We start from the raw sequence: 22253 nt of genomic DNA, 5'->3' as shown, positions 1-22253 counted from the left end.
ACCCTACCGGCGGCTCACCGGCCCGCCCGGTACGCCTTCAGGCGCTCGTACGCCGCGAGCCCGTCCGGCACCCACTCCCACTCGGCGAGCCGCCGCCCGACCTCCTCCTCGGTGAGGAAACCGTGCCACTGGACCTCCTCCGCCTGCGGCCTCACGGGCAGGTCGCAGCGCACCTCGTACACCGCGGACCACCAGCTCCTCCCGGCGCCGTCGTCGTACAGGAACGTGAACAGGCGGGCCGGCCGCGGCAGGCCGCTGACGCCCAGCTCCTCCTCGGCCTCGCGCAGTGCCGCCGCGTCGTAGGACTCGCCCGCGCCGACGACCCCGCCGACGAACATGTCGTACAGGGACGGGAACACCAGCTTGGTGGCCGTGCGCCGGTGCACGAAGAGCCGGCCGGCCGCGTCCCGGGCCTGCACGAAGACACAGCGGTGACGCAGCCCGCGGGCGTACGCCTCACCGCGCGGGCACTGGGCGACGACGCGGTCGTGCTCGTCGACGATGTCGAGGATCTCGTCAGCGGGATTCATGCCCGTCATCCAAGCAGGGCGGCGGGCTCAGCGGCGCTGGAGGTCCCGGGCCGGCGGCTCCGCCCGCGTGGCGCCGCACGGCATCGCCGGGTGCAGCCCCAGCAGCACGATGCCCGCCACCACGGCGGCGAGCCCGGCCGCCTCCCAGGCGAGCGCCCCGGTGTCGGTGCGCAGCCGGTCACCGAGGAAGCCCACCCCGCACAGGATCCCGGCGAGCGGCTCGGCCGCGGTCAGCGCGGGCAAGGACATGCGCAGGGGGGCCGTCTCGAACGCGCTCTGCACCAGGACCAGCCCGGTGATCCCGCACGCCAGCACGCCGTACGGCTGCCAGCCCGTGAACAGCTCGGTGAGACCGCCGTCGCCGAAGCGCGTGCCGCTCACCCGGGTCAGCGCGTCCTGGATGCCGTACAACAGGCCGGCGGCGGTGGCCAGCAGCCCCGGCCCCCAGCTCAGCCGGGAGCGCTTGGCGTACGCCGTCAGGATCAGCGCCACGCCCACCACGGCCCCGATGATCAGCCAGTGCCGCAGCGGATCGGCGACCGCCGTGCCGGCGCGCGGCTCGCCCGCCATCAGGAACGCGCTCACGCCGCCCGCGAGCAGCAGCAGCCCGGCCCAGCCCTGGCGGCCGAGGGACTGTCCGGTCCGGTACCGGGAGAGTGCGAGGGCGAACAGCAGGTTGGTCGCGAGCAGCGGCTCGACCAGCGAGACCTCGCCCTGGCCGAGGGCGACCGCGCCCAGCACCATGCCGGCCACCATCAGGCCGAGGCCGCCCAGCCAGCGCGGCATCCGCATCAGGTCGAGCAGCAGCCGGAAGGACAGGAAGTCGCTGAGCGGTGCCTGCTGCGCCGCGTTCTGCTGGAGTACGAATCCGAAGCCCAGACAGCAGGCCGCGCTCACGGCGAGAACGAGAACCAGAACCGACACGCTGTGTACCTCATCATCCGGCGGGACCACGGGCGCGTAGTGGCCGACTGTAGCGTTCCGGGGACGGTATTGCCCCGGAAGCACCCGAAACCGGGCAGTTGACTCGCCATGGTCCGGTGCCGGGGCGTCCGGCGCCATGGCGTACGCCACACGGGCCGGGGCGCACGTTCCGCACAGGCCGTGGCATACGCCACAGGGGCTTTCCGCCCACAGCGGCGGCGGACCCCGGCCACCTGCGCCGGTCACTCCAAGTTCCGTTCGTGGCAAGGATGTTGAAGCGGGGAGCACCAGGGTTCCGCTTGACGCGAGCCGTGGCTGGGGGTTTGCTGTGTGTGATCGGTTGATGGCAGCCCGAGAAAACAGGAAGTCCCCCGGTGCCCCCTCTCCCGCCTGCGCCCGGCCTGCGCCGGGCCCCCACGGACGCGTCCGGCGACCTCGCCGGGGACGCCACCGGTGCCTTCGACGATGCCCTCGGCGACGCCACACTCCGCACCGCACGCACCGCGCTGGCCCAGGGCCGCCGGCAGGCCGCCCGCTCCCTGCTGATCCACACCGGCGACGACTGGGACCGCCGCGGCCACCGCCTCACCGTCCTCGCCCGGGACCCCCGCGCCGCCGCCCGGGCAGGTGACTGGCTGACCGCCGAGCCCCGGTCCGCCGACGCCGCCACCCTTCTCGCCCTGGCCCTGGTCCACCGCGCCCTGCGCGGCAGGGACGAACCCGACCGGGCCCGCGAGGCCTGCGACACGGCCGCCGCGCTCGCCCCGGCCGACCCCACCCCCTGGCTCGGCCGGCTGCTGCTGGCCCGCGCCTTCGGGTCCGAACGCGAGCTGATCGGGACCTTCACCGAGCTGCGCCGCCGCCACCCCGAGCACCACCACGCCCACCACCTGCTGATCGCCCGCCTCGCGGAACGGCCCGCGGGCGGCCGGGCCGAGGTCCACGAGGTGTACGACGTCGCCGAGCTGGCCGCCGCCGAGGCCCCCGCCGACTCACCCCTCGCCGTGCTGCCCGTCGTCGCCTACGCCGAGCGGTACCGGGTCCTGGCCGCCACCGGCCTCACCCCCGCCGACCCGGCCGCCTCCGGGCACTGGTCCGGCCCCCGGGCCCGCCGCATCCTGCGCACCTGCTTCGACTGGTGGCTGGAGTGGGAGCACGACGACCACCCGCGCCGCCACCTCGACCTCAACCACCTCGCCTTCGCCCTGTCCTGCGCCGGCCGCCCGGCCGAGGCGGCGGCCCTCTTCCAGCGCATCGGCCGGCACGCCACCCCGGCGCCCTGGTCCTACGTCCACCGCGACCCCTGGACGGCCTTCCGCACGGCCCGCGGCCACGCGCTCGGCCGGTGAGGAACAGGGCTCCCGCCGACCACAGGGCTCCCGCCGCCGTACAAGGTTCCGCCGCCGTACGCGAGAAGAGATGACGAAAGTCTGACCGGTGACCCCGATCCCTGGCCCCGCGGGGCCAGGGAGTGCTCGAATGGGCCACGTGAACCCTGACCAACCCGAGGAGCGGGACGGCCGGCCGGTCGGCCGCCGCATCTTCCTCGGCACCCTCGGACTCGGCGCGCTCGGCGTCCTGGGCGCGCCCGTGCTGCAACGCGGTACGGAAGGCTTCCTCGGCGAAGTCGCGGGCAAGGACCCCACGGGCCTGACCGGGCTGCTGCCCAACGGCGGCGGATTCCGGTACTACTCCGTCGCCGCCTCCGTCCCGCAGCCGAGCGCCACCGACTACCGCCTCACCGTCGACGGCCTGGTCGACCGCCCGCACAGCTACACCCTCGCCGAGCTGCGCGCCCTGCCGCAGACCCGGCTGGTCAGGGACGTCCAGTGCGTCACCGGCTGGCGGGTCCCGGGCACCCCCTTCGAGGGCGTACGCCTCTCCCGGCTGCTGGACGCCGCCGGCGTCCACCCCTCGGCCAGGGCCCTCCGCTTCACCTGCTTCGACGGCACCTACACCGAGAGCCTCACCCTGGCCCAGGCCCGCCGCCCGGACGTCCTGGCCGCCCTGCGCATGCAGGACCACGCCATCGGCCACGACCACGGCGGCCCCGTCCGCCTCTATGTGGCGCCCATGTACTTCTACAAGTCGGCCAAGTGGCTCTCCGGCATCACGGTCACCGACCGCGTCCGGCCCGGCTACTGGGAGGATCTGGGCTACGACGTCGACGCCTGGGTGGGCCGCTCGAACGGACGCACCGATGCGCCTACCGGCTGACACCCCGGCCCCGCCGGGCACCCGCGTCCACCGCTTCACCCCGGCCGAACGCCGGGTGCACCGCGGCACGGCCGCGCTGATGGGGCTGTGCGTGCTGACGGCCGCCGTCCTCTACATCCCGCAGCTGGCGATCCTCGTCGGCCGCCGCGAACTGGTCGTGCGCGTCCACGAGTGCGCGGGCCTCGCCCTGCCGGCCCCGGTCCTGCTGGGCCTCGCCTCCCGCGCCTTCCGCACCGACCTGCGCTTCCTCGACCGCTTCGGCCCGCACGACCGGATCTGGCTGCGCGCCGTCCTGCGCCGCGCCACCGGGCACGCCTCACGTCCGGCCGGCAAGTTCAACGCCGGCCAGAAGATCTACGCCGCCTGGATCGCCGGCGCCACCCTCGTCATGCTCGGCACCGGCCTGATGATGTGGTTCACCCACCTCACCCCGCTGATGTGGCGCACGTCGGCCACCTTCGTGCACGACTGGCTGGCCCTGACGACCGGCGTGGTCCTGGCCGGCCACATCGGCATGGCCCTGGCCGACCCGGAGGCGCGCAAGGGCCTGCGCACGGGGACGGTGAGCGAGGAGTGGGCCCGGCGGGAGCACCCGCTGTGGCGCCCCTGACCGTGCCGGACCGGCCCGCCCGCTCACCGATTCCTCCCGGACCCCGAGGAACAGCTGGACCCCGAGGAACGGCTAGGGTCTTTCGTTCGGATCGGGCCGGATCAGGGAGCGGGTCCTGGTGCCGTGCATCGCACGGCGGAGGAGGGCGCCATGGCGGCGCCATGGCAACCGACGACAACGCGGCGAGGCGCGGTGCCAGGGCCCGCGAGCCCGGCATGATCCGAACGAGAGGGCCTAGACCACGAGGGACAGCAGCAGGACCAGGCCGCCCGCGACCACCGAGATGATCGTCTCCATCACCGACCACGTCTTGACGGTCTGCCCGACACTCAGCCCGAAGTACTCCTTCACCAGCCAGAAACCGGCGTCGTTGACCTGGCTGAAGAAGAGCGAGCCCGCGCCGATGGCGAGGACCAGGAGAGCGGTGTGCGTGGTCGACATGTCGGCCGCGAGCGGCGCGACCAAACCGGCCGCCGAGACCGTCGCCACCGTCGCCGAGCCGGTCGCCAGCCGGATCGCCACCGCGATCAGCCAGCCCAGCAGCAGCGCGGGGATCGACCAGTCCCTGGAGACGTCCAGGATCATCTGGCCCACCCCGGAGTCGATCAGCGTCTGCTTGAAGCCGCCGCCCGCGCCGACGATCAGCAGGATGCCGGCGATGGGCATGAGGCCCTTCTCGACGGTCTGCTGCAAACGTTCCCTGGTGAACCCGGCCGGCCGGCCCAGCGTGAAGAAACCGACGAGCACGGCGGCGAGAAGAGCGATCAGCGGCGAACCGACGACGTCGAAGACCCGCTGGGTCCGGTCCGTACTGTCGTCCACGACGATGTCCACCAGCGCCTTGGCCAGCATCAGCACCACCGGCAGCAGCACGGTCACGAGTGTCGCGCCGAAACCGGGACGGCGCTCCAGCTCGTCCGACGCGCGCGCCGGCAGCATCCGGTCCGGCGCCGGCACGTCCACCCAGCGGGCCGCGACCTTCGAGAACAGCGGACCGGCGATGATCACCGTCGGGACGGCGACGAGGATGCCGAACGCCAGGGTCACACCCAGGTTGGCGTGCAGCGCGTCGATCGCGACCAGCGGTCCGGGGTGCGGCGGGATCAGGCCGTGCATCACGGACAGACCGGCCAGCGCCGGGATGCCGATGCGCATCAGGGAGTAGTTGCCGCGCCTGGCGACCATCAGCACGACCGGGATCAGCAGCACGATGCCGACCTCGAAGAACAACGGCAGGCCGATCACCGAGGCGATCAGGACCATCGCCCACGGCATCGCGCGCCCGCCCGCCCTGGCGAGGATCGTGTCGACGAGCTGGTCGGCGCCGCCGGAGTCGGCGAGCAGCTTGCCCAGGATCGCCCCGAGCGCGATCAGGACGCCGACGCCGGCCACGGTGGCACCGAGCCCGGTGGTGAAGCTGGTGATGGCCTTGTCGAGCGGCGCTCCGGCGACCGCCCCGAGCACCAGCGACCCGATGATCAGGGCCAGGAAGGCATGGAGCTTGAACTTGGTGATGAGCAGGACGATCGCGGCGATGCCCACGAGCACGGCGATGCCCAGCTGGGCGTGTCCGGCGGAGGTGATCGGCGGAGGCGTGTCCGCTGCCAGCATCTCGACGCTGAGTCTGGTCACGGGGGTTCCCTTGCGGTTACGGAAACATGTTCGGGAGTCAGGGCCGAACGAAAGGCCCTAGGCGGATGCGGCGGGAAGGGCGTCCAGCGCCCGCACGGCGCGCTCGGTGATCTCCTGCGGGCTGCCGGCGACGTCCACGGCGACTCCCGGCTCGTCGCGCTCCAGCGGCTGGAGGGTCGCGAACTGGGAGTCCAGCAGCGCGGTGGGCATGAAGTGGCCCTGGCGCCCGGACATCCGCTCCTCGATCAGCTGCCGGTCCCCGGTGAGGTGCAGGAACACGATCCCGGGGGCCACGGCCCTGAGCCGGTCGCGGTAGGACCGCTTGAGCGCTGAGCTGCTGACCACCCCGCCCAGCCCGGCCCGGCTGTGCGCCCAGTGCCCGATGGCCTCCAGCCACGGCCACCGGTCGGCGTCCTCGAGCGGGATCCCGGCCGACATCCTGTCGATGTTGGCCTGCGGGTGGAAGTCGTCACCCTCGGCGTACGGGACGCCCAGCCGCGCGGCGAGCAGAGGACCGATCGTGGTCTTGCCCGTCCCCGCGACGCCCATCACGACGACGACCTGGGGGCTTCGCATCGCTGCCTCGCTGTCTTCCTCGACATCCGACGCCACTGCGGCGTCGCCACACTGAAACCCATTAGGTACGACGAATTCAAGACTCTGTGACGTATAAGTCTGACTTTTTGTCTCCGTGATCCAGGCCGTACGCTGAGTGCATGAGCACACCGGGCCGGGGCCTGCACGGCCGTGTACTGGACACTCTCGGCCCCGCGATCACGGCGGGCGAGTACCCGCCGGGCAGCGTTCTGCGCACGGACGAACTCGCACAGCACTTCGAGGTGTCACGCTCCGTGATGCGCGAGGCGGTCCGGGTCCTGGAGTCGATGCACCTGGTCGCGTCCCGTCGCCGGGTCGGCGTGACGGTCCGCCCGAAGGCCGAGTGGAACGTCTACGACCCCCAGGTCATCCGCTGGCGCCTCGCGGGCGCCGACCGCCCGCACCAGCTCCGTTCCCTGACCGTGCTGCGCTCCGCGGTCGAACCCGTCGCCGCCGGCCTCGCCGCCCGGCACGCCACGCCCGGGCAGTGCGCCGAACTCACCGAGTGCGCCCTCGGCATGGTGGCCAACTCCCGCGGCCACAGGCTGGACCAGTACCTGGTCCACGACGTCGCCTTCCACCGGGTCGTCCTCATCGCCTCCGGCAACGAGATGTTCGCCCGCCTCGGTGACGTCGTCGCGGAGGTGCTGGCCGGGCGCACCCAGCACGAGGTCATGTTCGAGGACCCCGACCCGGCGGCCGTCACCCTGCACGTGCAGGTCGCGGAGGCGGTCCGCGCGGGCGACGCGGCCCGCGCCGAGGAACTGACCAGGCAGATCACCGTGGGCGCCCTCCAGGAACTGGACATCCTGGCGCCCTGAGGCGCGCGGTGGAAGTGCCGGGGAAGGGCGCCGGTCGCAGCGACTGTCCGGGGTCGTGGGCCGGCGGGGCCGCCCCCGCCGGTCTACTCGTCCGGGAAGTCGCCGTCCACGTACACCCACGCCCCGTCCACCCGCTCGAACCTGCTGCGCTCCAGCAGCGAGCCGCCCCGGTAGGTGGCGCGGAAGGTCACCGTGCCCGTCGTGTGGAAGGCCGACCCGTCGGTGGAGCCGAGGACCTCGAGGCCCGTCCACCGCGTCCGCGGATCGAGGTCGAGCCGCTCCGGCCGGGTCCGGGGATGCCAGGTGCGCAGCAGGTACCCCGCGTCCCCCCGCACATACGCGCTGTACCGCGACCGCATCAGCAGTTCCGCCGTCGGCGCGGCGGCCGGGCCGGAGTGGAAGCGGCCGCAGCAGGCGTCGTAGGACCGGGGGAGCCCGCAGGGGCACGTGCGCGAGGTCATGGCCCACATTCTGCCCGCGGCCGGGCGGCGTCCGCCCGCGCAGGGGGTACACAGTGGGAGGGGCCCCTCCGGCTCCCCGCCGGGCCCCGGCGCGCAGGGAGGAGAGACGGACGATGAACCGACCCCTCGGCAACCGTCCGCCCGCCATCAGGGAGTGGCGGCTGAACCTGTACCTGTCCGAGCACGATCCGGACACCACGGCCCGGATCGTCCTGGACACCGGCGACAGCGTCCTGGAGAGCCGCGCGGAGGCCCGCCGCAGCCCCTACGACCCGGCGATGCCGGACATCGGCGACGAACTCGCCGCCGGCCGCGCGCTCATCGCCATGGGCCGCATGCTGCTGCGCGCCGCCGACGGCGACATGAGGGCGACCGGAGCCGCCGGCACGGACGCCGCGCTGACGCCGCTCTGGCTGACCCGCGAGTGACCAGCGGGTCCGCGCCCGTCGGGGCAACGCGAAAGGCCCCCGCACCGCGGGGGCCCTGCTGGTGTCCGAGGGGGGACTTGAACCCCCACGCCCGATAAAGGGCACTAGCACCTCAAGCTAGCGCGTCTGCCATTCCGCCACCCGGACAAGGTGTCTGTCGTACGAGATTTCCCTTTCGGCAGGGTTTCCCTCGCGGCGACGAAGGAAACATTACCAGGCTTTCCGGGGAGGCCGATCACCCCCCTCCCGCGGCGCGGACCCGGGCAGCTCGCGCGTGAACGGCGTGTGACGGGCCCGGACCCGTCTTGGGCCGGGGGTGCGCCCGGAGAGAGGATGAGCGGGACCACCAGCAGTGACAGCGGGAGGAAGCAGCGTGAGCGAGACGGACACGGCCAGGAGCGTCACCGGTGAGGACGAGGTCGTGGACCTCTGCCGCGAGCTGATCCGGTTCGACACCAGCAACTACGGCGACCACTCCGGACCCGGCGAGCGCAAGGCCGCGGAGTGGGTCGCGGAGAAGCTCGCCGAGGTCGGGCTGGAGCCGGAGATCTACGAGTCGCACCCCGGCCGCGCCTCCACGGTGGCCCGCATCGAGGGCGAGGACCCGTCCCGGCCCGCGCTGCTGATCCACGGCCACCTGGACGTCGTACCGGCCAACGCCGACGACTGGACCCACCACCCCTTCTCCGGCGAGATCGCCGACGGGTGCGTGTGGGGGCGCGGGGGCGTCGACATGAAGGACATGGACGCCATGACGCTGGCGGTCGTGCGGGACCGGCTGCGCAGCGGACGCCGGCCGCCGCGGGACATCGTGGTCGCCTTCCTCGCCGACGAGGAGGCGGGCGGCACGTACGGCGCCCGCTACCTGGTCGACCACCACCCCGAGCTGTTCGAGGGCGTCACCGAGGCGATCAGCGAGGTCGGCGGCTTCTCCTTCACCGTGAACGAGCAGCGGCGGCTCTATCTGATCCAGACGGCCGAGAAGGGCATGCACTGGATGAAGCTGACCGTGGCCGGGACCGCCGGGCACGGGTCGATGATCCACCGCGACAACGCGATCACCGAGCTGTCCGAGGCCGTCGCCCGCGTCGGCCGGCACAAGTTCCCGGTGCGCGTCACCAGGACGACCCGGGCCTTCCTCGACGAGCTGGGCGACGCGCTCGGCACCGAGCTGGACCCGGAGGACATGGAGTCCACCCTCGCCAGGCTCGGCGGCATCGCCAAGCTGATCGGCGCGACCCTGAGCAACACCGCCAACCCCACCCAGCTGAACGCCGGCTACAAGGTCAATGTCATCCCGGGCGAGGCCACCGCGCACATCGACGGCCGCTTCCTGCCCGGCCACGAGGAGGAGTTCCTGAGCGACCTCGACCGGCTGCTCGGGCCGCACGTCCGCCGCGAGGACGTGCACGCCGACAAGGCGGTCGAGACCAGCTTCGACGGCGCCCTGGTGGAGGCCATGCAGTCCGCGCTGCTCGCCGAGGACCCCACGGCCAGGGCCATCCCGTACATGCTCTCCGGCGGCACCGACGCCAAGTCCTTCGACGACCTCGGCATCCGCGGCTTCGGCTTCGCGCCCCTGAAGCTGCCGCCGGAGCTGGACTTCGCGGGTATGTTCCACGGCGTGGACGAGCGGGTACCGGTGGACGGGCTGCGGTTCGGCGTGCGCGTGCTCGACCGGTTCATCGACGCGTCGTGAGTGCTGCCCCGGGGTGACCGGGCGACCGGGCAACCGCGCCGGCGGTCGGACGGCCGTACCGAGATCACAATCGGGCAGCCGTACGAGATCGCCTGAGAGGGTGAATGCGACGATAGGTTCGTAGCTTCATCAGTCCCTCCTCGTTACAGCCGATGTGATCCCGCACCTTGGGGTCGCACTGCCAACTAGGAGGAACAATGATCAAGAAGGTCGTCGCCGCCGCGGCTGCCACCGGTGGGCTGGTTCTCGCGGGCGCGGGCCTCGCCGTCGCCGATGCCGGGGCCGAGGGTGCCGCCGTGAACTCCCCGGGTGTGGTCTCCGGCAACGTCATCCAGGTGCCCGTGCACGTCCCGGTGAACGTGTGCGGCAACACGATCGACGTGATCGGGCTTCTGAACCCCACCTTCGGCAACGCCTGCGTCAACAAGTGAGGCCGGCTCCCCGAGGGACATCCCTCCCGAGGGGGCCTCTTTCCTGAGCCGTCGGCCCCGGAGCGCGCGCCATGCGCTCCGGGGCCGACCGGTCTTGGCGGCTGGCCGTCCTCGTCACGGCCGGCCCTTCACAGCATCGAAGGCAGGGGGGAATCCAGCATGCGACACAGCACGCGCAAAGGCCTGATGACCATGGCCGCCGCGACCGGCGTGATCGCCGCCGCGGGCGGCTACGCACACGCCGACTCGGCCGCCACGGGCGCCGCCGCCGGCTCGCCCGGCGTACTGTCCGGCAACACGGTGCAGGTGCCGGTGCACGCGCCGGTGAACATCTGCGGCAACACGGTGAACGTCATCGGACTCCTCAACCCGTCGGCGGGCAACACCTGCGCCCAGCACGGCGGTACGCCGGCGGAGCACCACAGCGGCTCCGGCGGTTCGCACGCGGGCGGCGGGAGCGGCGGCTCGCCGGGCGTCGGCTCCGGCAACACCGTGCAGGTGCCGGTCGACGTCCCGGTGAACGTGTGCGGCAACAGCGTCGACGTCATCGGTGCCGGCAACGCCACCGTGGGCGACGACTGCGGCAACGCCGGCGGGCACTCCGCGCAGCCGCCGGGCGGCGGGCACGGCAGCCCGCCCGGGAAGCCGGCCCGACCCGGTCACCCGGACCGCCCCGGCAACCCGGTTCAGCCCGGTCACCCTGGTGATTCCGGTCACTCCGGTCACCGGGACACCCCGCGGCATCAGGCGCAGTGGACGGACCGCTCCGGCCGGCCCGTGACCACCGCCCAGCTCGCCCACACCGGCAACGGCATGCCGCTCGGCGTCGCGCTGCCGGCCGCCGGGGGCGCGCTGCTCGCGGGCGCCCTGCTCTACCGCAGGGCGCGGTCCGCGGCGTAACGGACACGCCGGACACGAAGGCGGTACGGGCCCCACGGCAGGGCCGTACCGCCCGGAAAACGGTGCGGGCCCTGCCATGCCGGCGGGGCCCGCACCGTTCAGCTGTCCCGCGTCACCACGTGGCACGCACCTGGCGGATGATCCGCCGGCGCAACCGCACCCTGCGGCTGCCGTCGCGCAGCAGGCTCAGTCGGTCCAACTCCCAGTGTCCGTACTCGGCATGGTCGGTCAGCAGACGCGTCGCCTCTTTGCGGGAGACCCCGCGCGGCACGTACACGTCGACAAATTCGTATTCCGGCATCGCATCTATTGTGCGGGCTGGTGCCCGGTACGGATAGCGTCTGCACTATGTCTGATGCTGCGCAGCCCACCGCTGCCGAGGTACGCGCCGCCGCCGAGGCGGTCAAGACCGCGCTCGACCGCCATCTGGCTGCGGTCGAACGCCGGTCGGGGGAGGACGACCCGGCCGTCTCCGAGGCGTTCAACCAGCTGGCCGCTGCCGCCGAGGTGTACGACGAGCTGCTCTACGACCGCTACGACGAGGTCACACCCTTCGAGATCCCCGGTGCGGAGGAAGCCCTGCCGCCGTACGCCGGACCCGACGAACCGAACGCGATCAGTGTGCTGATCCGCCGCGACTACACCGTGGTGGAACCCCAGCGGCTGCTCGCCCAGGCCCAGCGGATCGAGGCGGCGGAGTACGACGACCGTGCGGACGACGACGAGGCCGCCCGCTCCGTCCCCGGAGCGCTGGGCATCCTCTTCGGCGAGTTCGAACCGGACGAGATCGCCTCACGGCACAAGGAGTTCGGTCTGGAGGAGGGCGACTCCACGCTGTGGGTCACCGCGGCGGAGGAACCACCCGAGGCCGGGGAGTGGCTGGAGGCGCCGTTCGAGAACTTCGACCCGCAGCAGGTGGTGTGCCGCTTCGACGTGAGCGCGGTGTTCGACGACGAGACCTCCGACATCGAGGACGATGACATCGACTTCGTCGAGGAGGACCACGAACACCCCGAGGACGACGGGGAGCACGAGGGCGACGACGGCGACGAGGACGAGCTGGAGCCGCTCGACGCCGGGAAGTGAACGGGGTGGCGGCGCCGTGGAGGGCCGGGCCCCCGCGGCGCCGCCGGTTTCCGCCGCCGCGGGTGACCGCCCGCGCCGCCGACCCGGGCGGGCGAAGGGTCAGGGCGTCGGGGACTGCGTCCGCAGCAGATCCCGCAGGCGGGTCGTGCGCGGTCTGGCGGGGATCTCCGCGACCGCCTTCGGCAGCGCCTGGTCCACGCCGTGCACCACGGACAGGTGCCGGTCCGCCCGCCCGAACGCCGTGTACACCCACGGTCTGCTGAGAGTCTGCGCCGCGTCGCCGGGCAGCACCACGACCGCCGCCGGCCAGCGCGCGCCGACCGCCTGGTGCGCGGTCAGCGCCCAGCCGTGCCGCACCCCGCTCTCCACCCGCTCCCGCGGTACGACGACAGGGGCTCCCGCACACGACAGGTGCAGCCCGTCGGCGTCGGCCTTCACCACCACGCCCGGCACCGTACGGCCCGGCGCGGGGGAGTAGGCGACCCGGTCACCGGGGTCGAAGCCGCCGAACCGGCCAGGGCCGGGGTTGAGCCGTTCCTTCAGCGCGGAGTTGAGGGCACGGGTGCCCGCGGCGCCTCCGTGGCCAGGAGTGATCACCACGGTCTGGTCGGCCGGCACGCCGATCGCCCGCGGCACCGAGTCCGCGACCAGCTGCACGGTCCGGTGCACGGCCTCGCCGGCGTCCCGCACCGGCACGATCACGACCTCCTTGCCCGGGGCGGCGACCTGGTTCAGCTCGCCGACGCCGATGCCGGAGACCAGTTCCCCCACCGGACCCGGGTCCGGCACGCGGGACACGGCCTGCGGGCAGACGCGGGCCGCGAGCAGGTCCGCGAACACCCGGCCCGGACCGGCCGACCACAGCACCGCCGGGTCACCGCTCAGCACCAGCCGGGCCCCGTCGGGCAGCGACTCCACCAGCATCGCGGCGGCCTCCACGTCGAGCTGCGGGGCGTCCAGCACGATCAGCAGGTCGAGTTCCAGGGCGCCCTCCGCGTCCCGGCCGGGCCCCTCGGTGCCGGACAGCAGACCGGCGACCGTGCCCACCGCCTGCTCCGAGCTCTCGCCGTCCAGCAGCGCGGCGAGACGCCGGCGGCCGTCGGGGGTGTGGCAGGCGGCGAAGGCCCGCAGGCCGGCGGTTCGGGCGGCACCGAGGAGCGCGGCCGGTTCGGCGCGGGCCGCCTCCCCGCCGGTGTGCAGCACCAGACCGTGCCCGGCGACCGCACGGGCCAGCTCGGCCGCACCGCCGGAGACTGCGGAGGCAGCCGCTTCCCAGGGCTGACCGGGCTCCGGCGCCAGGGAGTTGACCAGCCGGGCCAGGCCGTCGGCGAGGCTCTCCTCGGCCAGCGCGTAGCGCTCCAAGCCGACCGTGACCCGGACCGGCCGCTCCCGCTCCTCCTCGGTGTCCTGGGGTTCGGGGGCGCCGGCCTCCTCCAGGGCGTCCTGGAACACCAGGGCCTCGCCCTCGGCGAGCGCGCTCCGCACCGCCGTGTCCGGGTCCGGAACCGCCTGCCGGGCCAGCGCCGCGGTGAGCGCGGGCAGCTCCAGGGCGGTGTGCCCGGCCAGGGCCGCCTGTTCCAGCAGCCAGACGGTCACCGCGCGGCCCCGCCGCTCGTCGTCGGGGCCGCAGCCGGCACCGAGGAGTGCCCGCGCGAACCCGTCGGCCCGGTCCGGCCGGACGCCGCCGACCCGGAGCAGTTGCCAGGGGTCCTCCCGGAGCGTGGTGCCGGCGTTCTCGCCGAGGACCGCGGCCACCTGGGGGGCCAGGCCGTCGGGCGCGCCGCCCTCGGTCAGCACCCGGCGCACGGCCTCCACGGCCTCCGGAGCGGGGGCGCCGGGCGCGACCACGGCCGGGGTGGGCCGGGGCCCGCGCACGGGCTCCGGTGCGGGGCGGCGCGGTGCCGGTGCGGGCTCGGCGAACACCGCGGCCACCGGCTTCTCGCCGCTCTCCACGGCCCGCACCGCCGCGAGCAGGTCGGCCGCCTTGCCGCTGAGCTTGGCGCCGGCGGCGACCGGTCCCCCCTTCTCGGCCTTGCGCCGCTCGATCCGCTCCCGCTCGATCCGCTGCGCAGCCAACTCGGCCTCCGCCTCGGACACCCCACCCGCGGCCCCGGCCCCCTCCGGCACGGCCCCGGCACCTCCCGCGGCTCCCGTGCCGCCGTCGGCCCCGGCCCCCGCCGCGGCTTCCGCGCCGCCGGTTGCCACGGGCGTTTCCGCGCCGGCCTCGGCGCCGCCCCCGGCAGGGGCCTGCGCCCCGTCCGCGGCTTCCGTGTCACCCGGGGAGCCGGCCCCGGCGGGGTCTTCCGTGCCGCCCGCCGTCGCCGCGCTGTCCACCGCCTCGGCGCCGCTTCCGACACCGGCCTCCGCCGCGGCTCCCGCGCCGCCCGCGGCGTCGTCCCCTGCCGCGGCCCCCGTACGGTTCCCGGAACTCCCGGATCCGGCGTCCTCCGCGCCTCCGGCACCCGCCACGCTGCCCGCGCCCCCACGGTCCCCGGTAACGGCCGGGCTGTCCGCCCTCCCCGTGCTCGCGGCCGGGGCGGCCCCCGTCTCCGGTGTCCCCGGCCCGGCTTTCTCCGTGGTCTCCGGCTCCGTGCTCACAGCGTGCTCCAGTCGTGATCGGGATAGCGGTGCACGGGCGCCGACACATCGTCCAGCGCCCGGCAGATCTCGTCAGGAAGACTAAGGGCCTCCACTGACAACGCCGCCGCGAGCTGCTGAGCGTTGCGCGCGCCGACGATCGGCGCGGCCACCCCGGGCCGGTCGCGGATCCAGGCGAGGGCGACCTGGAGCGGGGTGACGGCGAGCCCGTCCGCGGCCGTCGTCACCGCGTCCACGATGCGGGTCGCGGTGTCGTCGAGGTACGGCTCGACGAACGGCGCCAGATGCTCGGAGGCACCGCGCGAGTCCTGGGGAGTGCTGTGCCGGTACTTGCCGGTCAGCACGCCCCGGCCGAGCGGGGAGGACGGCAGCAGGCCGACGCCGAGGTCGAGCGCGGCCGGCAGCACCTCGCGCTCCACGCCGCGCTGGAGCAGCGAGTACTCCATCTGCGTGCTGGCCAGCCGGGTGCGCGTACCCGGCGCCGCGAGCTGCCAGGTGGCCGCCTTGGCCAGCTGCCAGCCGCAGAAGTTGGACACCCCGGCGTACCGGGCCCGGCCGCTGCTCACCGCGAGGTCGAGGGCCTGGAGGGTTTCCTCCAGTGGGGTGTCGGGGTCGTAGGCGTGGATGTGCCACACGTCGACGTACTCCGTGCCCAGGCGGGCCAGGGAGGCGTCGAGCGCGGCGAGCAGATGGCCGCGGGAGCCGTCGAAACGGCGGTCGCGGTCCGGGATGCTGCCCGCCTTGGTGGAGATGACCAGGTCCCGGCGCGCCACCAGTCCTTCCATGAGCTGCCCGAGCAGATACTCAGCCTCCCCGTCGCCGTACACGTCCGCCGTGTCGACGAGGGTGCCGCCGGCCTCCCAGAACGCCTTGAGGATGTCCGCGGCGTCGTGCTCGTCGGTGCCCCGGCCCCAGGTGAGGGTGCCGAGTCCGATCCGGGACACGCGAAGGCCGGTCCGGCCGAGATGCCTCTGCTCCATGTCCGCGAGATTACTGGCCACACCTGCTGCCGTGGGTTGCCTGTGGACAACGCGACCGGTCCCGTGCGAACGACCTGGTCGCGCCCGGCGCCAAGGCTCCGGTCGCCCCCGCGCGCGACGCTCCGGCCACGCCACCGCCGACGCCTCGCCCCCCCGGCGCACCCGCGCGATCCGGCCGTTCCGTCCCCGGCCACGCCCTGCCGCCGGCAGCCGGCCGCGCGCTAAGGTGCGCGCACAGAGACGTTACTCATCGGTAAGGGGAATCGCGCATGCAGCTCGGGATCAACCTCGGCTACTGGGGTGCCGGAATGGACGGCGACAATCTGGCCGTGGCGCAGGAGGCCGACCGGCTGGGCTACTCCGTGTGCTGGGCCGCCGAGGCGTACGGCTCCGACGCGGCGACGGTGCTCAGCTGGGTCGCCGCGCAGACCGAGCGCATCGACGTCGGCTCGGCCATCTTCCAGATCCCGGCCCGCCAGCCCGCGATGACCGCGATGACCGCGGCCACCCTGGACTCGCTGTCCGGCGGCCGGTTCCGGCTCGGCCTCGGCGTCTCGGGCCCCCAGGTCTCCGAGGGCTGGTACGGCGTCGAGTTCGACAAGCCGCTGGCCCGCACCCGCGAGTACGTGGAGATCGTCCGCCGGGCGATGACCCGGGAGCGGCTGACGTACGAGGGCGAGCACTGGACGCTGCCGCTGCCCGGCGGCCCGGGCAAGCCGATCAAGCTGACCGTGCACCCGCAGCGCGAGCACATCCCGCTGTACATCGCCGCGATCGGCCCGAAGAACCTGGAGCAGACCGGCGAGATCGCCGACGGAGCGCTGCTGATCTTCCCCTCCGCCGAGCACCTGGAGGAGACCACGGTCAAGTACCTGCGCGCGGGCCGGGAGAAGGCGGGCCTGACCCTCGACGGGTTCGACGTGTGCCCGACCCTGCCGATCGCCCTGGGTGACGACAAGGACGTCTCCCGGCTCGCCGACACCTTCCGCCCGTACACCGCGCTGTACGTCGGCGGCATGGGCAGCGCGAAGCAGAACTTCTACAACCAGCTCGCCCAGCGCATGGGATACGAGAAGGAGGCGGCGGAGATCCAGCGGAAGTACCTGTCCGGGGACAAGCAGGGAGCCGCCGCCGCGATCCCGCAGGACCTCGTCGACAACACCACGCTGCTCGGTTCCGTCGACCGTATCGCCGACCGGATGAAGGCCTACGCCGCCGCCGGGGTCACCACGCTCAGCCTGGCCCCGGCCGGCTTCACGCTGGACGAGCGGCTCGCGTCCCTGCGGGCCGGCAGCGAGGCCCTGGAGCGGGCCGGACTCGCGTAGAAGGAGTTCAGCGGCCGTGGTGGGGGCTCGGGGGTCTTCCCCGCCACGGCCGTCACCCGGAACAACGCGCCCGGCGCCGCGCGGTTACGACTCCCGTGGTGCTTCTTCCCGCCGATCCGGGATCCGGCCCGCACCCCTGTTCGGCGTCGGTCCCGCCGGCGACGGGTCGCGCCGGGAACGAACCGCCGACCGTACGGGACAGCGGGACGTCGTCGTTCGCGCGCTCAGGCCTCACAGCCAGCCGCGCTGCTTGAACTGCCGGTACAGCAGCACCTCCAGCACCGCCATCAGCACGATCACCGCGGGGTACGACCACACCCAGTGCAACTCCGGCATGTGGTCGAAGTTCATGCCGTAGACGCCCGCGATCATCGTCGGGACCGCGGCCATCGCCGCCCACGCGGAGATCTTGCGCATGTCGTCGTTCTGCCGCACGCTCATCTGCGCCAGATGAGCGGACAGGATGTCCGACACCAGCCGGTCCAGGGCCTCCACGGACTCGTTCACGCGCGTGAGGTGGTCGCCCACGTCCCGGAAGAACGGCCGCGCCTTGTCGTGCACGAACGGCACCCCGCCGCCGCCGGCCGGGCCGTTGCCGGAGAGCCGGGACAGCGGCAGCGTCAGCGGCACGGTGGCCCGCCGGAACTCCAGGACCTGCCGCTTGAAGGTGTAGATCCGGGACGCGGTGTTGCGCGACCCCCCGCCGTCCGGCCGGAACACCTCCGCCTCCAGCTCGTCCAGGTCGGTCTGCAGCTCCGTCGCCACCTCCAGGTAGTGGTCGACGGTGGCGTCCGCGATCGCGTACAGCACGGAGGTGGGGCCCTTGTCGAGCAGCTCGGGCTCCTCCTCCAGCCGGTGCCGGACGGCGGCCAGCGGCGCGCCCTCGCCGTGCCGTACGGTCACCACGAAGCAGTCACCGACGAAGACCATCACTTCGCCGGCGGAGACGGCGTCGCTGTCGGGCTCGTACACGACCGGTTTGAGCACCAGGAACAGGGAGTCGTCGTACACCTCCAGCTTGGGCCGCTGATGGGCCTTGAGGGCATCCTCCACGGCCAGCGGATGCAGTCCGAACTCCCTGGTGACCAGGTCGAACTCCCGCTCGGACGGTTCGTGCAGCCCGATCCACACGAAGCCGCCCGCCGCCCTCGCCTCGGCGAGCGCGTCGGACAGGTCCTCCGGGCCCTCGGTACGGTGCCCCTGCCGGTAGACGGCGCAGTCCACGATCACGCGGCGCATTCTCCCTTCGGCCGATCATCGGCACATCACGTGATGCGCCTACCCTGTCCGCATGCCCACGCTCATCCTCGTAAGGCACGGACGTTCCACCGCCAACACCTCGGGCCTCCTCGCCGGCTGGACGCCCGGCGTCGCCCTGGACGAGCGCGGCACCGCCCAGGCCGCCGCGCTGCCCGGACGGCTCGCCGGCCTGCCGGTCTCCGAAGTGGTCGTCAGCCCGCTCCAGCGCTGCCAGGAGACCGTGCGGCCGCTGCTGGCCGCCCGCCCGGAGCTGCGCGCCCACACCGACGAACGGATCGGCGAGTGCCACTACGGCGACTGGACCGGCCGCAAACTCACCGAGCTGATGGACGAGCCGCTGATGGAGGTCGTCCAGGCCCACCCGTCCGCCGCCGCCTTCCCCGGCGGTGAGTCGATGCGGTCCATGCAGACCCGCGCCGCCGAGGCGGTACGCGAGTGGAACGCCCGCGTGGAGCGCGATCACGGGGCCGACGCCGTCTACCTCATGTGCTCCCACGGCGACATCATCAAGTCGCTCGTCGCCGACGCCCTCGGGCTCCATCTCGACCTCTTCCAGCGGGTCTCCGTGGAGCCGTGTTCCGTCACCGCGATCCGCTACACCCGCCTGCGGCCGTTCCTCGTCCGCCTCGGCGACACCGGGGATCTCGCTTCGCTCGCCCCGCGCGAGGAACACGGCGAGGGCGACGCACCGGTCGGGGGTGGTGCGGGCGCACCGTGATCGTCGGCCGCAGTAGGGTGAAGCGGTCCGCACGGCCCGCGCAGCCGAAGAGCCGCGCATCCGAACGGCCCGCACCGCACCTCTCGAATCAATGGAGACAGGACGTGTCCCGTCAGGTGTTCCTCTACGACCAGCCGGACCGCTTCGTGGCCGGCACGGTCGGACTGCCCGGGCGCCGTACGTTCTTCCTCCAGGCCACCGCAGGCCCCCGGGTGACCAGCGTGGTCCTGGAGAAGACCCAGGTCGCCGCGCTCGCCGAGCGCATGGACGAACTGCTCGACGAGGTCGTACGGCGCAGTGGCGGCAGCGCCGCCGTGCCCGCCGTGGCGCCCTCGGAGATCACCGACACCGCCCCGCTGGCGAGCCCCGTCGAGGAGGAGTTCCGCGTCGGCACCATGGCGCTGGCCTGGGACGGTGAGGACCAGCGCATGATCGTCGAGGCCCAGGCGCTCGTCGAGCTGGACGCCGACACCGAGGAGGACCTCGCCGAGGCCGAGGAGCGGCTGCTCCAGGACGAGGAGAACGGGCCCCCGATGCTGCGGGTCCGGCTGACCGGCGCGCAGGCCCGGGCCTTCGCCAAGCGCGCCCTCGACGTCGTCAACGCCGGGCGGCCGCCGTGCCCGCTGTGCAGCCTCCCGCTCGATCCGGAAGGACACGTATGTCCGCGCCAGAACGGATACCGCCGCGGAGCGTGACGGCGGACCCCGACCCCGCCGAGCTGCTCGCGCGCGGTGAGCTGACCGTGCGCGGGCGGATCCGCGAGGCGTCCAACGCGGCGCTGTTCTGCACGGTCGCCCTGGACGGCCGCGAAGCCTCCTGTGTGTACAAGCCGGTGGCGGGGGAGCGGCCCCTGTGGGACTTCCCCGACGGCCACCTCGCGGGCCGTGAGGTCGCCTCCTACGAGGTCTCCGAGGCCACCGGCTGGGGGCTCGTGCCGCCGACCGTGCTGCGCGACGGGCCGTACGGCGAGGGCATGTGCCAGCTGTGGATCGACGTGAGCCCCGAGGCGGAGCTGCTCGCCCTGGTCGACGGCGAGGAACCGGAGCCGGGCTGGAAGGCGATCGGGCTCGCCGAGGTCGGCGAGGGACGCACCGCGCTGCTGGTGCACGCCGACGACGAGCGGCTGCGCCGGCTCGCCGTCCTCGACGCGGTGATCAACAACGCCGACCGCAAGGGCGGCCATCTGCTGCCCACCGCCGACGGCAGGCTCTACGGCATCGACCACGGCGTCACCTTCAACGTCGAGAACAAGCTGCGCACGCTGCTGTGGGGCTGGGCCGGGGAACCCCTGACCCAGGAGGCCGTCGGTGTCCTCAAGGGGCTGCGGGACGCCCTGGACGGGCCGCTGGGCGAGCGGCTGGCCGGGCTGGTCACGGAGGCCGAGACCGACGCCACGCGCGCACGTGTCGAGGCGCTGCTCGCCTCGGGCCTGCACCCGGAGCCGAGCGGGGAGTGGCCGGCGATTCCCTGGCCGCCGGTCTGAGCGACTCGGCGGTGTGTATGGCACACCCGGTGCCAAGACGCAAGACCGCAGAACCGGCCGTCCGGCCCGATCCCGTTCGTACGCGCGGCTCGGCGCCGGTTAGGCTCCTGTACATGCATGCCTGGCCCGCTTCCGAGGTCCCCGCCCTGCCTGGTCAGGGCCGCGACCTGAGGATCCACGACACCGCGACCGGCGGTCCGGTCACCCTCGACCCCGGTCCCGTCGCCCGAATCTACGTGTGCGGCATCACCCCGTACGACGCGACCCACATGGGTCACGCGGCGACCTACAACGCGTTCGACCTCGTCCAGCGCGTGTGGCTCGACACCAAGCGGCAGGTCCACTACGTCCAGAACGTCACCGACGTCGACGATCCGCTGCTGGAGCGCGCGGAGCGGGACGGCGTCGACTGGGTCGCCCTCGCCGAGAAGGAGACGGCCCTCTTCCGCGAGGACATGACCGCCCTGCGGATGCTCCCGCCGCGGCACTACATAGGCGCCGTCGAGGCGATACCGGGCATCGTGCCGCTGGTGGAGCGGCTGCGCGACCTCGGCGCGGCCTACGAACTGGACGGTGACGTCTACTTCTCCGTCGAGTCCGACCCGCACTTCGGCACGGTCTCGAACCTGGACGCCGCCGCCATGCGGCTGCTGTCCGCCGAGCGCGGCGGCGACCCGGACCGCCCGGGCAAGAAGAACCCGCTGGACCCGATGCTGTGGTCGGCGGCCCGGCCGGGCGAGCCCAGCTGGGACGGCGGCACCCTCGGCCGGGGACGGCCCGGCTGGCACATCGAGTGCGTGGCCATCGCCCTCGACCACCTCGGCATGGGCTTCGACGTCCAGGGCGGCGGCTCCGACCTGGCCTTCCCGCACCACGAGATGGGCGCCTCGCACGCCCAGGTGCTCACCGGCGAGTTCCCGATGGCCCGGGCGTACGTGCACGCCGGCATGGTCGCCCTGGACGGCGAGAAGATGTCCAAGTCCAAGGGCAACCTGGTCTTCGTCTCCCGGCTGCGCCGTGACGGCGTCGACCCGGCGGCGATCCGGCTCACGCTGCTGGCCCACCACTACCGTGCCGACTGGGAGTGGACCGACGAGGTCCTCGAGGACGCCGTGGCCCGGCTCGGTCGCTGGCGCGCGGCCGTCTCCCGGCCCGACGGACCGTCCGCCGACGCGCTCGTGGAGGAGATCCGCGAGGCACTGGCCGACGACCTGGACGCGCCGGCCGCGCTCGCCGCGGTGGACCGCTGGGCGGCCCGGCAGGAGCGGGACGGCGGCACCGACACCGGCGCCCCGGGCCTGGTCTCCCGGGCCGTCGACGCCCTGCTGGGCGTGGCGCTCTAGGAAGACACCCCACGGCCGTGTCGCGCCCGCGCGAGCGGCGGTGCCGGGACGCGCGGCGGGCTCGGCGGCCCGCCGCGGTGGCCGCCGTACGCACACGGAGAAGGGGGGGGTCGCGGGTCGCGGACCCCCCCGGCACCCGGTGGTCCGGGCGCGGGGTGAGGCCTCGGCGGCGGCACCCCAGTACTGAGGTAGGGAGAGCGGGGGGTTGGG

23 protein-coding genes and 1 tRNA gene are annotated in these 22253 nt (G+C 73.5%); 14 read left to right on the top strand and 10 right to left on the bottom strand.

Annotated elements, in window-relative coordinates:
• Positions 1-14: 14 nt before the first annotated feature.
• Both ACF1BE_RS23205 and ACF1BE_RS23200 read right to left on the bottom strand, forming a co-directional pair.
• A complete protein-coding gene (locus tag ACF1BE_RS23205) occupies positions 15-530 on the bottom strand; it encodes an NUDIX hydrolase (RefSeq protein WP_392200921.1) in 516 nt (171 codons plus the stop codon).
• 27 nt (positions 531-557) lie between these two features.
• Positions 558-1454, bottom strand: a complete 897-nt coding sequence (locus ACF1BE_RS23200; RefSeq protein ID WP_392200920.1) for a DMT family transporter — start codon at positions 1452-1454, stop codon at positions 558-560.
• Between the two features lie 374 nt (positions 1455-1828).
• On the opposite strand from ACF1BE_RS23200, the gene ACF1BE_RS23195 reads away from it, so the two are divergent.
• From ACF1BE_RS23195 to ACF1BE_RS23185, 3 genes are all read left to right on the top strand, one after another.
• Positions 1829-2803, top strand: coding sequence for a hypothetical protein (locus ACF1BE_RS23195; RefSeq protein WP_392200919.1), 975 nt, complete (start codon positions 1829-1831; stop codon positions 2801-2803).
• Between the two features lie 130 nt (positions 2804-2933).
• Entirely contained in the window at positions 2934-3671 is a 738-nt protein-coding gene (locus tag ACF1BE_RS23190) for a molybdopterin-dependent oxidoreductase (RefSeq protein WP_392200918.1), read from the top strand.
• The gene (locus tag ACF1BE_RS23185; protein WP_392200917.1) at positions 3655-4281 is read left to right on the top strand and encodes a cytochrome b/b6 domain-containing protein; all 627 of its coding nucleotides are present in this window, start codon (positions 3655-3657) and stop codon (positions 4279-4281) included. Before ACF1BE_RS23190 ends, ACF1BE_RS23185 begins: the two co-directional genes overlap by 17 nt.
• Positions 4282-4515: 234 nt before the next feature.
• Here ACF1BE_RS23185 and ACF1BE_RS23180 read toward each other — a convergent pair whose 3' ends face one another.
• Both ACF1BE_RS23180 and ACF1BE_RS23175 read right to left on the bottom strand, forming a co-directional pair.
• Positions 4516-5913 (bottom strand): GntP family permease, encoded by a 1398-nt coding sequence (locus ACF1BE_RS23180; protein WP_392200916.1) that lies wholly within the window; start codon positions 5911-5913, stop codon positions 4516-4518.
• Positions 5914-5970: 57 nt separating this feature from the next.
• Positions 5971-6489: a gluconokinase gene (locus tag ACF1BE_RS23175; protein ID WP_392200915.1), complete on the bottom strand. Its 519-nt coding sequence runs from the start codon at positions 6487-6489 to the stop codon at positions 5971-5973.
• 140 nt (positions 6490-6629) lie between these two features.
• Here ACF1BE_RS23175 and ACF1BE_RS23170 point away from each other — a divergent pair, with 140 nt between their 5' ends.
• Complete coding sequence (locus ACF1BE_RS23170; protein WP_392200914.1) at positions 6630-7331, top strand: FadR/GntR family transcriptional regulator; 702 nt, start codon at positions 6630-6632, stop codon at positions 7329-7331.
• A gap of 83 nt (positions 7332-7414) precedes the next feature.
• Here ACF1BE_RS23170 and ACF1BE_RS23165 read toward each other — a convergent pair whose 3' ends face one another.
• Positions 7415-7792, bottom strand: coding sequence for a YchJ family protein (locus ACF1BE_RS23165; protein ID WP_392200913.1), 378 nt, complete (start codon positions 7790-7792; stop codon positions 7415-7417).
• Positions 7793-7905: 113 nt separating this feature from the next.
• Here ACF1BE_RS23165 and ACF1BE_RS23160 point away from each other — a divergent pair, with 113 nt between their 5' ends.
• Positions 7906-8220 (top strand): dsRBD fold-containing protein, encoded by a 315-nt coding sequence (locus ACF1BE_RS23160; protein WP_392200912.1) that lies wholly within the window; start codon positions 7906-7908, stop codon positions 8218-8220.
• Positions 8221-8279: 59 nt separating this feature from the next.
• Here the strand turns inward: ACF1BE_RS23160 and ACF1BE_RS23155 are convergent.
• Positions 8280-8367: transfer RNA gene (locus ACF1BE_RS23155), tRNA-Leu, on the bottom strand.
• A gap of 226 nt (positions 8368-8593) precedes the next feature.
• Here ACF1BE_RS23155 and ACF1BE_RS23150 point away from each other — a divergent pair.
• From ACF1BE_RS23150 to ACF1BE_RS23140, 3 genes are all read left to right on the top strand, one after another.
• Entirely contained in the window at positions 8594-9919 is a 1326-nt protein-coding gene (locus ACF1BE_RS23150; protein WP_392200911.1) for a M20/M25/M40 family metallo-hydrolase, read from the top strand.
• A gap of 197 nt (positions 9920-10116) precedes the next feature.
• On the top strand, positions 10117-10350 hold the full coding sequence (chpH, locus tag ACF1BE_RS23145; protein ID WP_392200910.1) for a chaplin ChpH: 234 nt from the start codon (positions 10117-10119) through the stop codon (positions 10348-10350).
• A gap of 159 nt (positions 10351-10509) precedes the next feature.
• A complete protein-coding gene (locus ACF1BE_RS23140) occupies positions 10510-11250 on the top strand; it encodes a chaplin (protein WP_392200909.1) in 741 nt (246 codons plus the stop codon).
• Between the two features lie 112 nt (positions 11251-11362).
• Here the strand turns inward: ACF1BE_RS23140 and ACF1BE_RS23135 are convergent, their stop codons facing one another.
• On the bottom strand, positions 11363-11551 hold the full coding sequence (locus ACF1BE_RS23135) for a DUF5703 family protein (protein WP_014671721.1): 189 nt from the start codon (positions 11549-11551) through the stop codon (positions 11363-11365).
• 47 nt (positions 11552-11598) lie between these two features.
• Here ACF1BE_RS23135 and ACF1BE_RS23130 point away from each other — a divergent pair, with 47 nt between their 5' ends.
• Positions 11599-12336, top strand: coding sequence for a hypothetical protein (locus ACF1BE_RS23130; protein ID WP_392200908.1), 738 nt, complete (start codon positions 11599-11601; stop codon positions 12334-12336).
• Positions 12337-12435: 99 nt separating this feature from the next.
• Here the strand turns inward: ACF1BE_RS23130 and ACF1BE_RS23125 are convergent, their stop codons facing one another.
• Together ACF1BE_RS23125 and ACF1BE_RS23120 are read right to left on the bottom strand one after the other, a co-directional pair.
• The gene (locus ACF1BE_RS23125) at positions 12436-14805 is read right to left on the bottom strand and encodes a helix-hairpin-helix domain-containing protein (RefSeq protein ID WP_392201012.1); all 2370 of its coding nucleotides are present in this window, start codon (positions 14803-14805) and stop codon (positions 12436-12438) included.
• A gap of 125 nt (positions 14806-14930) precedes the next feature.
• A complete protein-coding gene (locus tag ACF1BE_RS23120) occupies positions 14931-15914 on the bottom strand; it encodes an aldo/keto reductase (protein WP_392200907.1) in 984 nt (327 codons plus the stop codon).
• 269 nt (positions 15915-16183) lie between these two features.
• On the opposite strand from ACF1BE_RS23120, the gene ACF1BE_RS23115 reads away from it, so the two are divergent.
• The gene (locus ACF1BE_RS23115; protein WP_392200906.1) at positions 16184-17239 is read left to right on the top strand and encodes an LLM class F420-dependent oxidoreductase; all 1056 of its coding nucleotides are present in this window, start codon (positions 16184-16186) and stop codon (positions 17237-17239) included.
• Positions 17240-17470: 231 nt separating this feature from the next.
• Here the strand turns inward: ACF1BE_RS23115 and corA are convergent, their stop codons facing one another.
• Positions 17471-18469 carry a magnesium/cobalt transporter CorA gene (corA, locus tag ACF1BE_RS23110; protein WP_392200905.1) on the bottom strand — a complete coding sequence of 333 codons (999 nt, stop codon included), beginning with the start codon at positions 18467-18469 and terminating at the stop codon, positions 17471-17473.
• A 61-nt stretch (positions 18470-18530) separates the two neighbouring features.
• On the opposite strand from corA, the gene ACF1BE_RS23105 reads away from it, so the two are divergent.
• From ACF1BE_RS23105 to mshC, 4 genes are all read left to right on the top strand, one after another.
• Entirely contained in the window at positions 18531-19217 is a 687-nt protein-coding gene (locus tag ACF1BE_RS23105; RefSeq protein WP_392200904.1) for a histidine phosphatase family protein, read from the top strand.
• A gap of 104 nt (positions 19218-19321) precedes the next feature.
• A complete protein-coding gene (locus ACF1BE_RS23100; RefSeq protein ID WP_392200903.1) occupies positions 19322-19912 on the top strand; it encodes a DUF3090 domain-containing protein in 591 nt (196 codons plus the stop codon).
• Positions 19876-20700, top strand: coding sequence for an SCO1664 family protein (locus ACF1BE_RS23095; RefSeq protein WP_392200902.1), 825 nt, complete (start codon positions 19876-19878; stop codon positions 20698-20700). The genes ACF1BE_RS23100 and ACF1BE_RS23095 overlap by 37 nt, the downstream gene beginning before the upstream one ends.
• 113 nt (positions 20701-20813) lie before the next feature.
• On the top strand, positions 20814-22043 hold the full coding sequence (gene mshC, locus ACF1BE_RS23090; RefSeq protein WP_392200901.1) for a cysteine--1-D-myo-inosityl 2-amino-2-deoxy-alpha-D-glucopyranoside ligase: 1230 nt from the start codon (positions 20814-20816) through the stop codon (positions 22041-22043).
• Positions 22044-22253 lie beyond the last annotated feature (210 nt).

The organism is Streptomyces sp. NPDC014991, assembly GCF_043080665.1.
GTDB lineage: Bacteria > Actinomycetota > Actinomycetes > Streptomycetales > Streptomycetaceae > Streptomyces.
The sequence above is the reverse complement of the archived record's forward strand: the minus strand, read 5'-3'. Positions and strand labels throughout refer to the sequence as shown.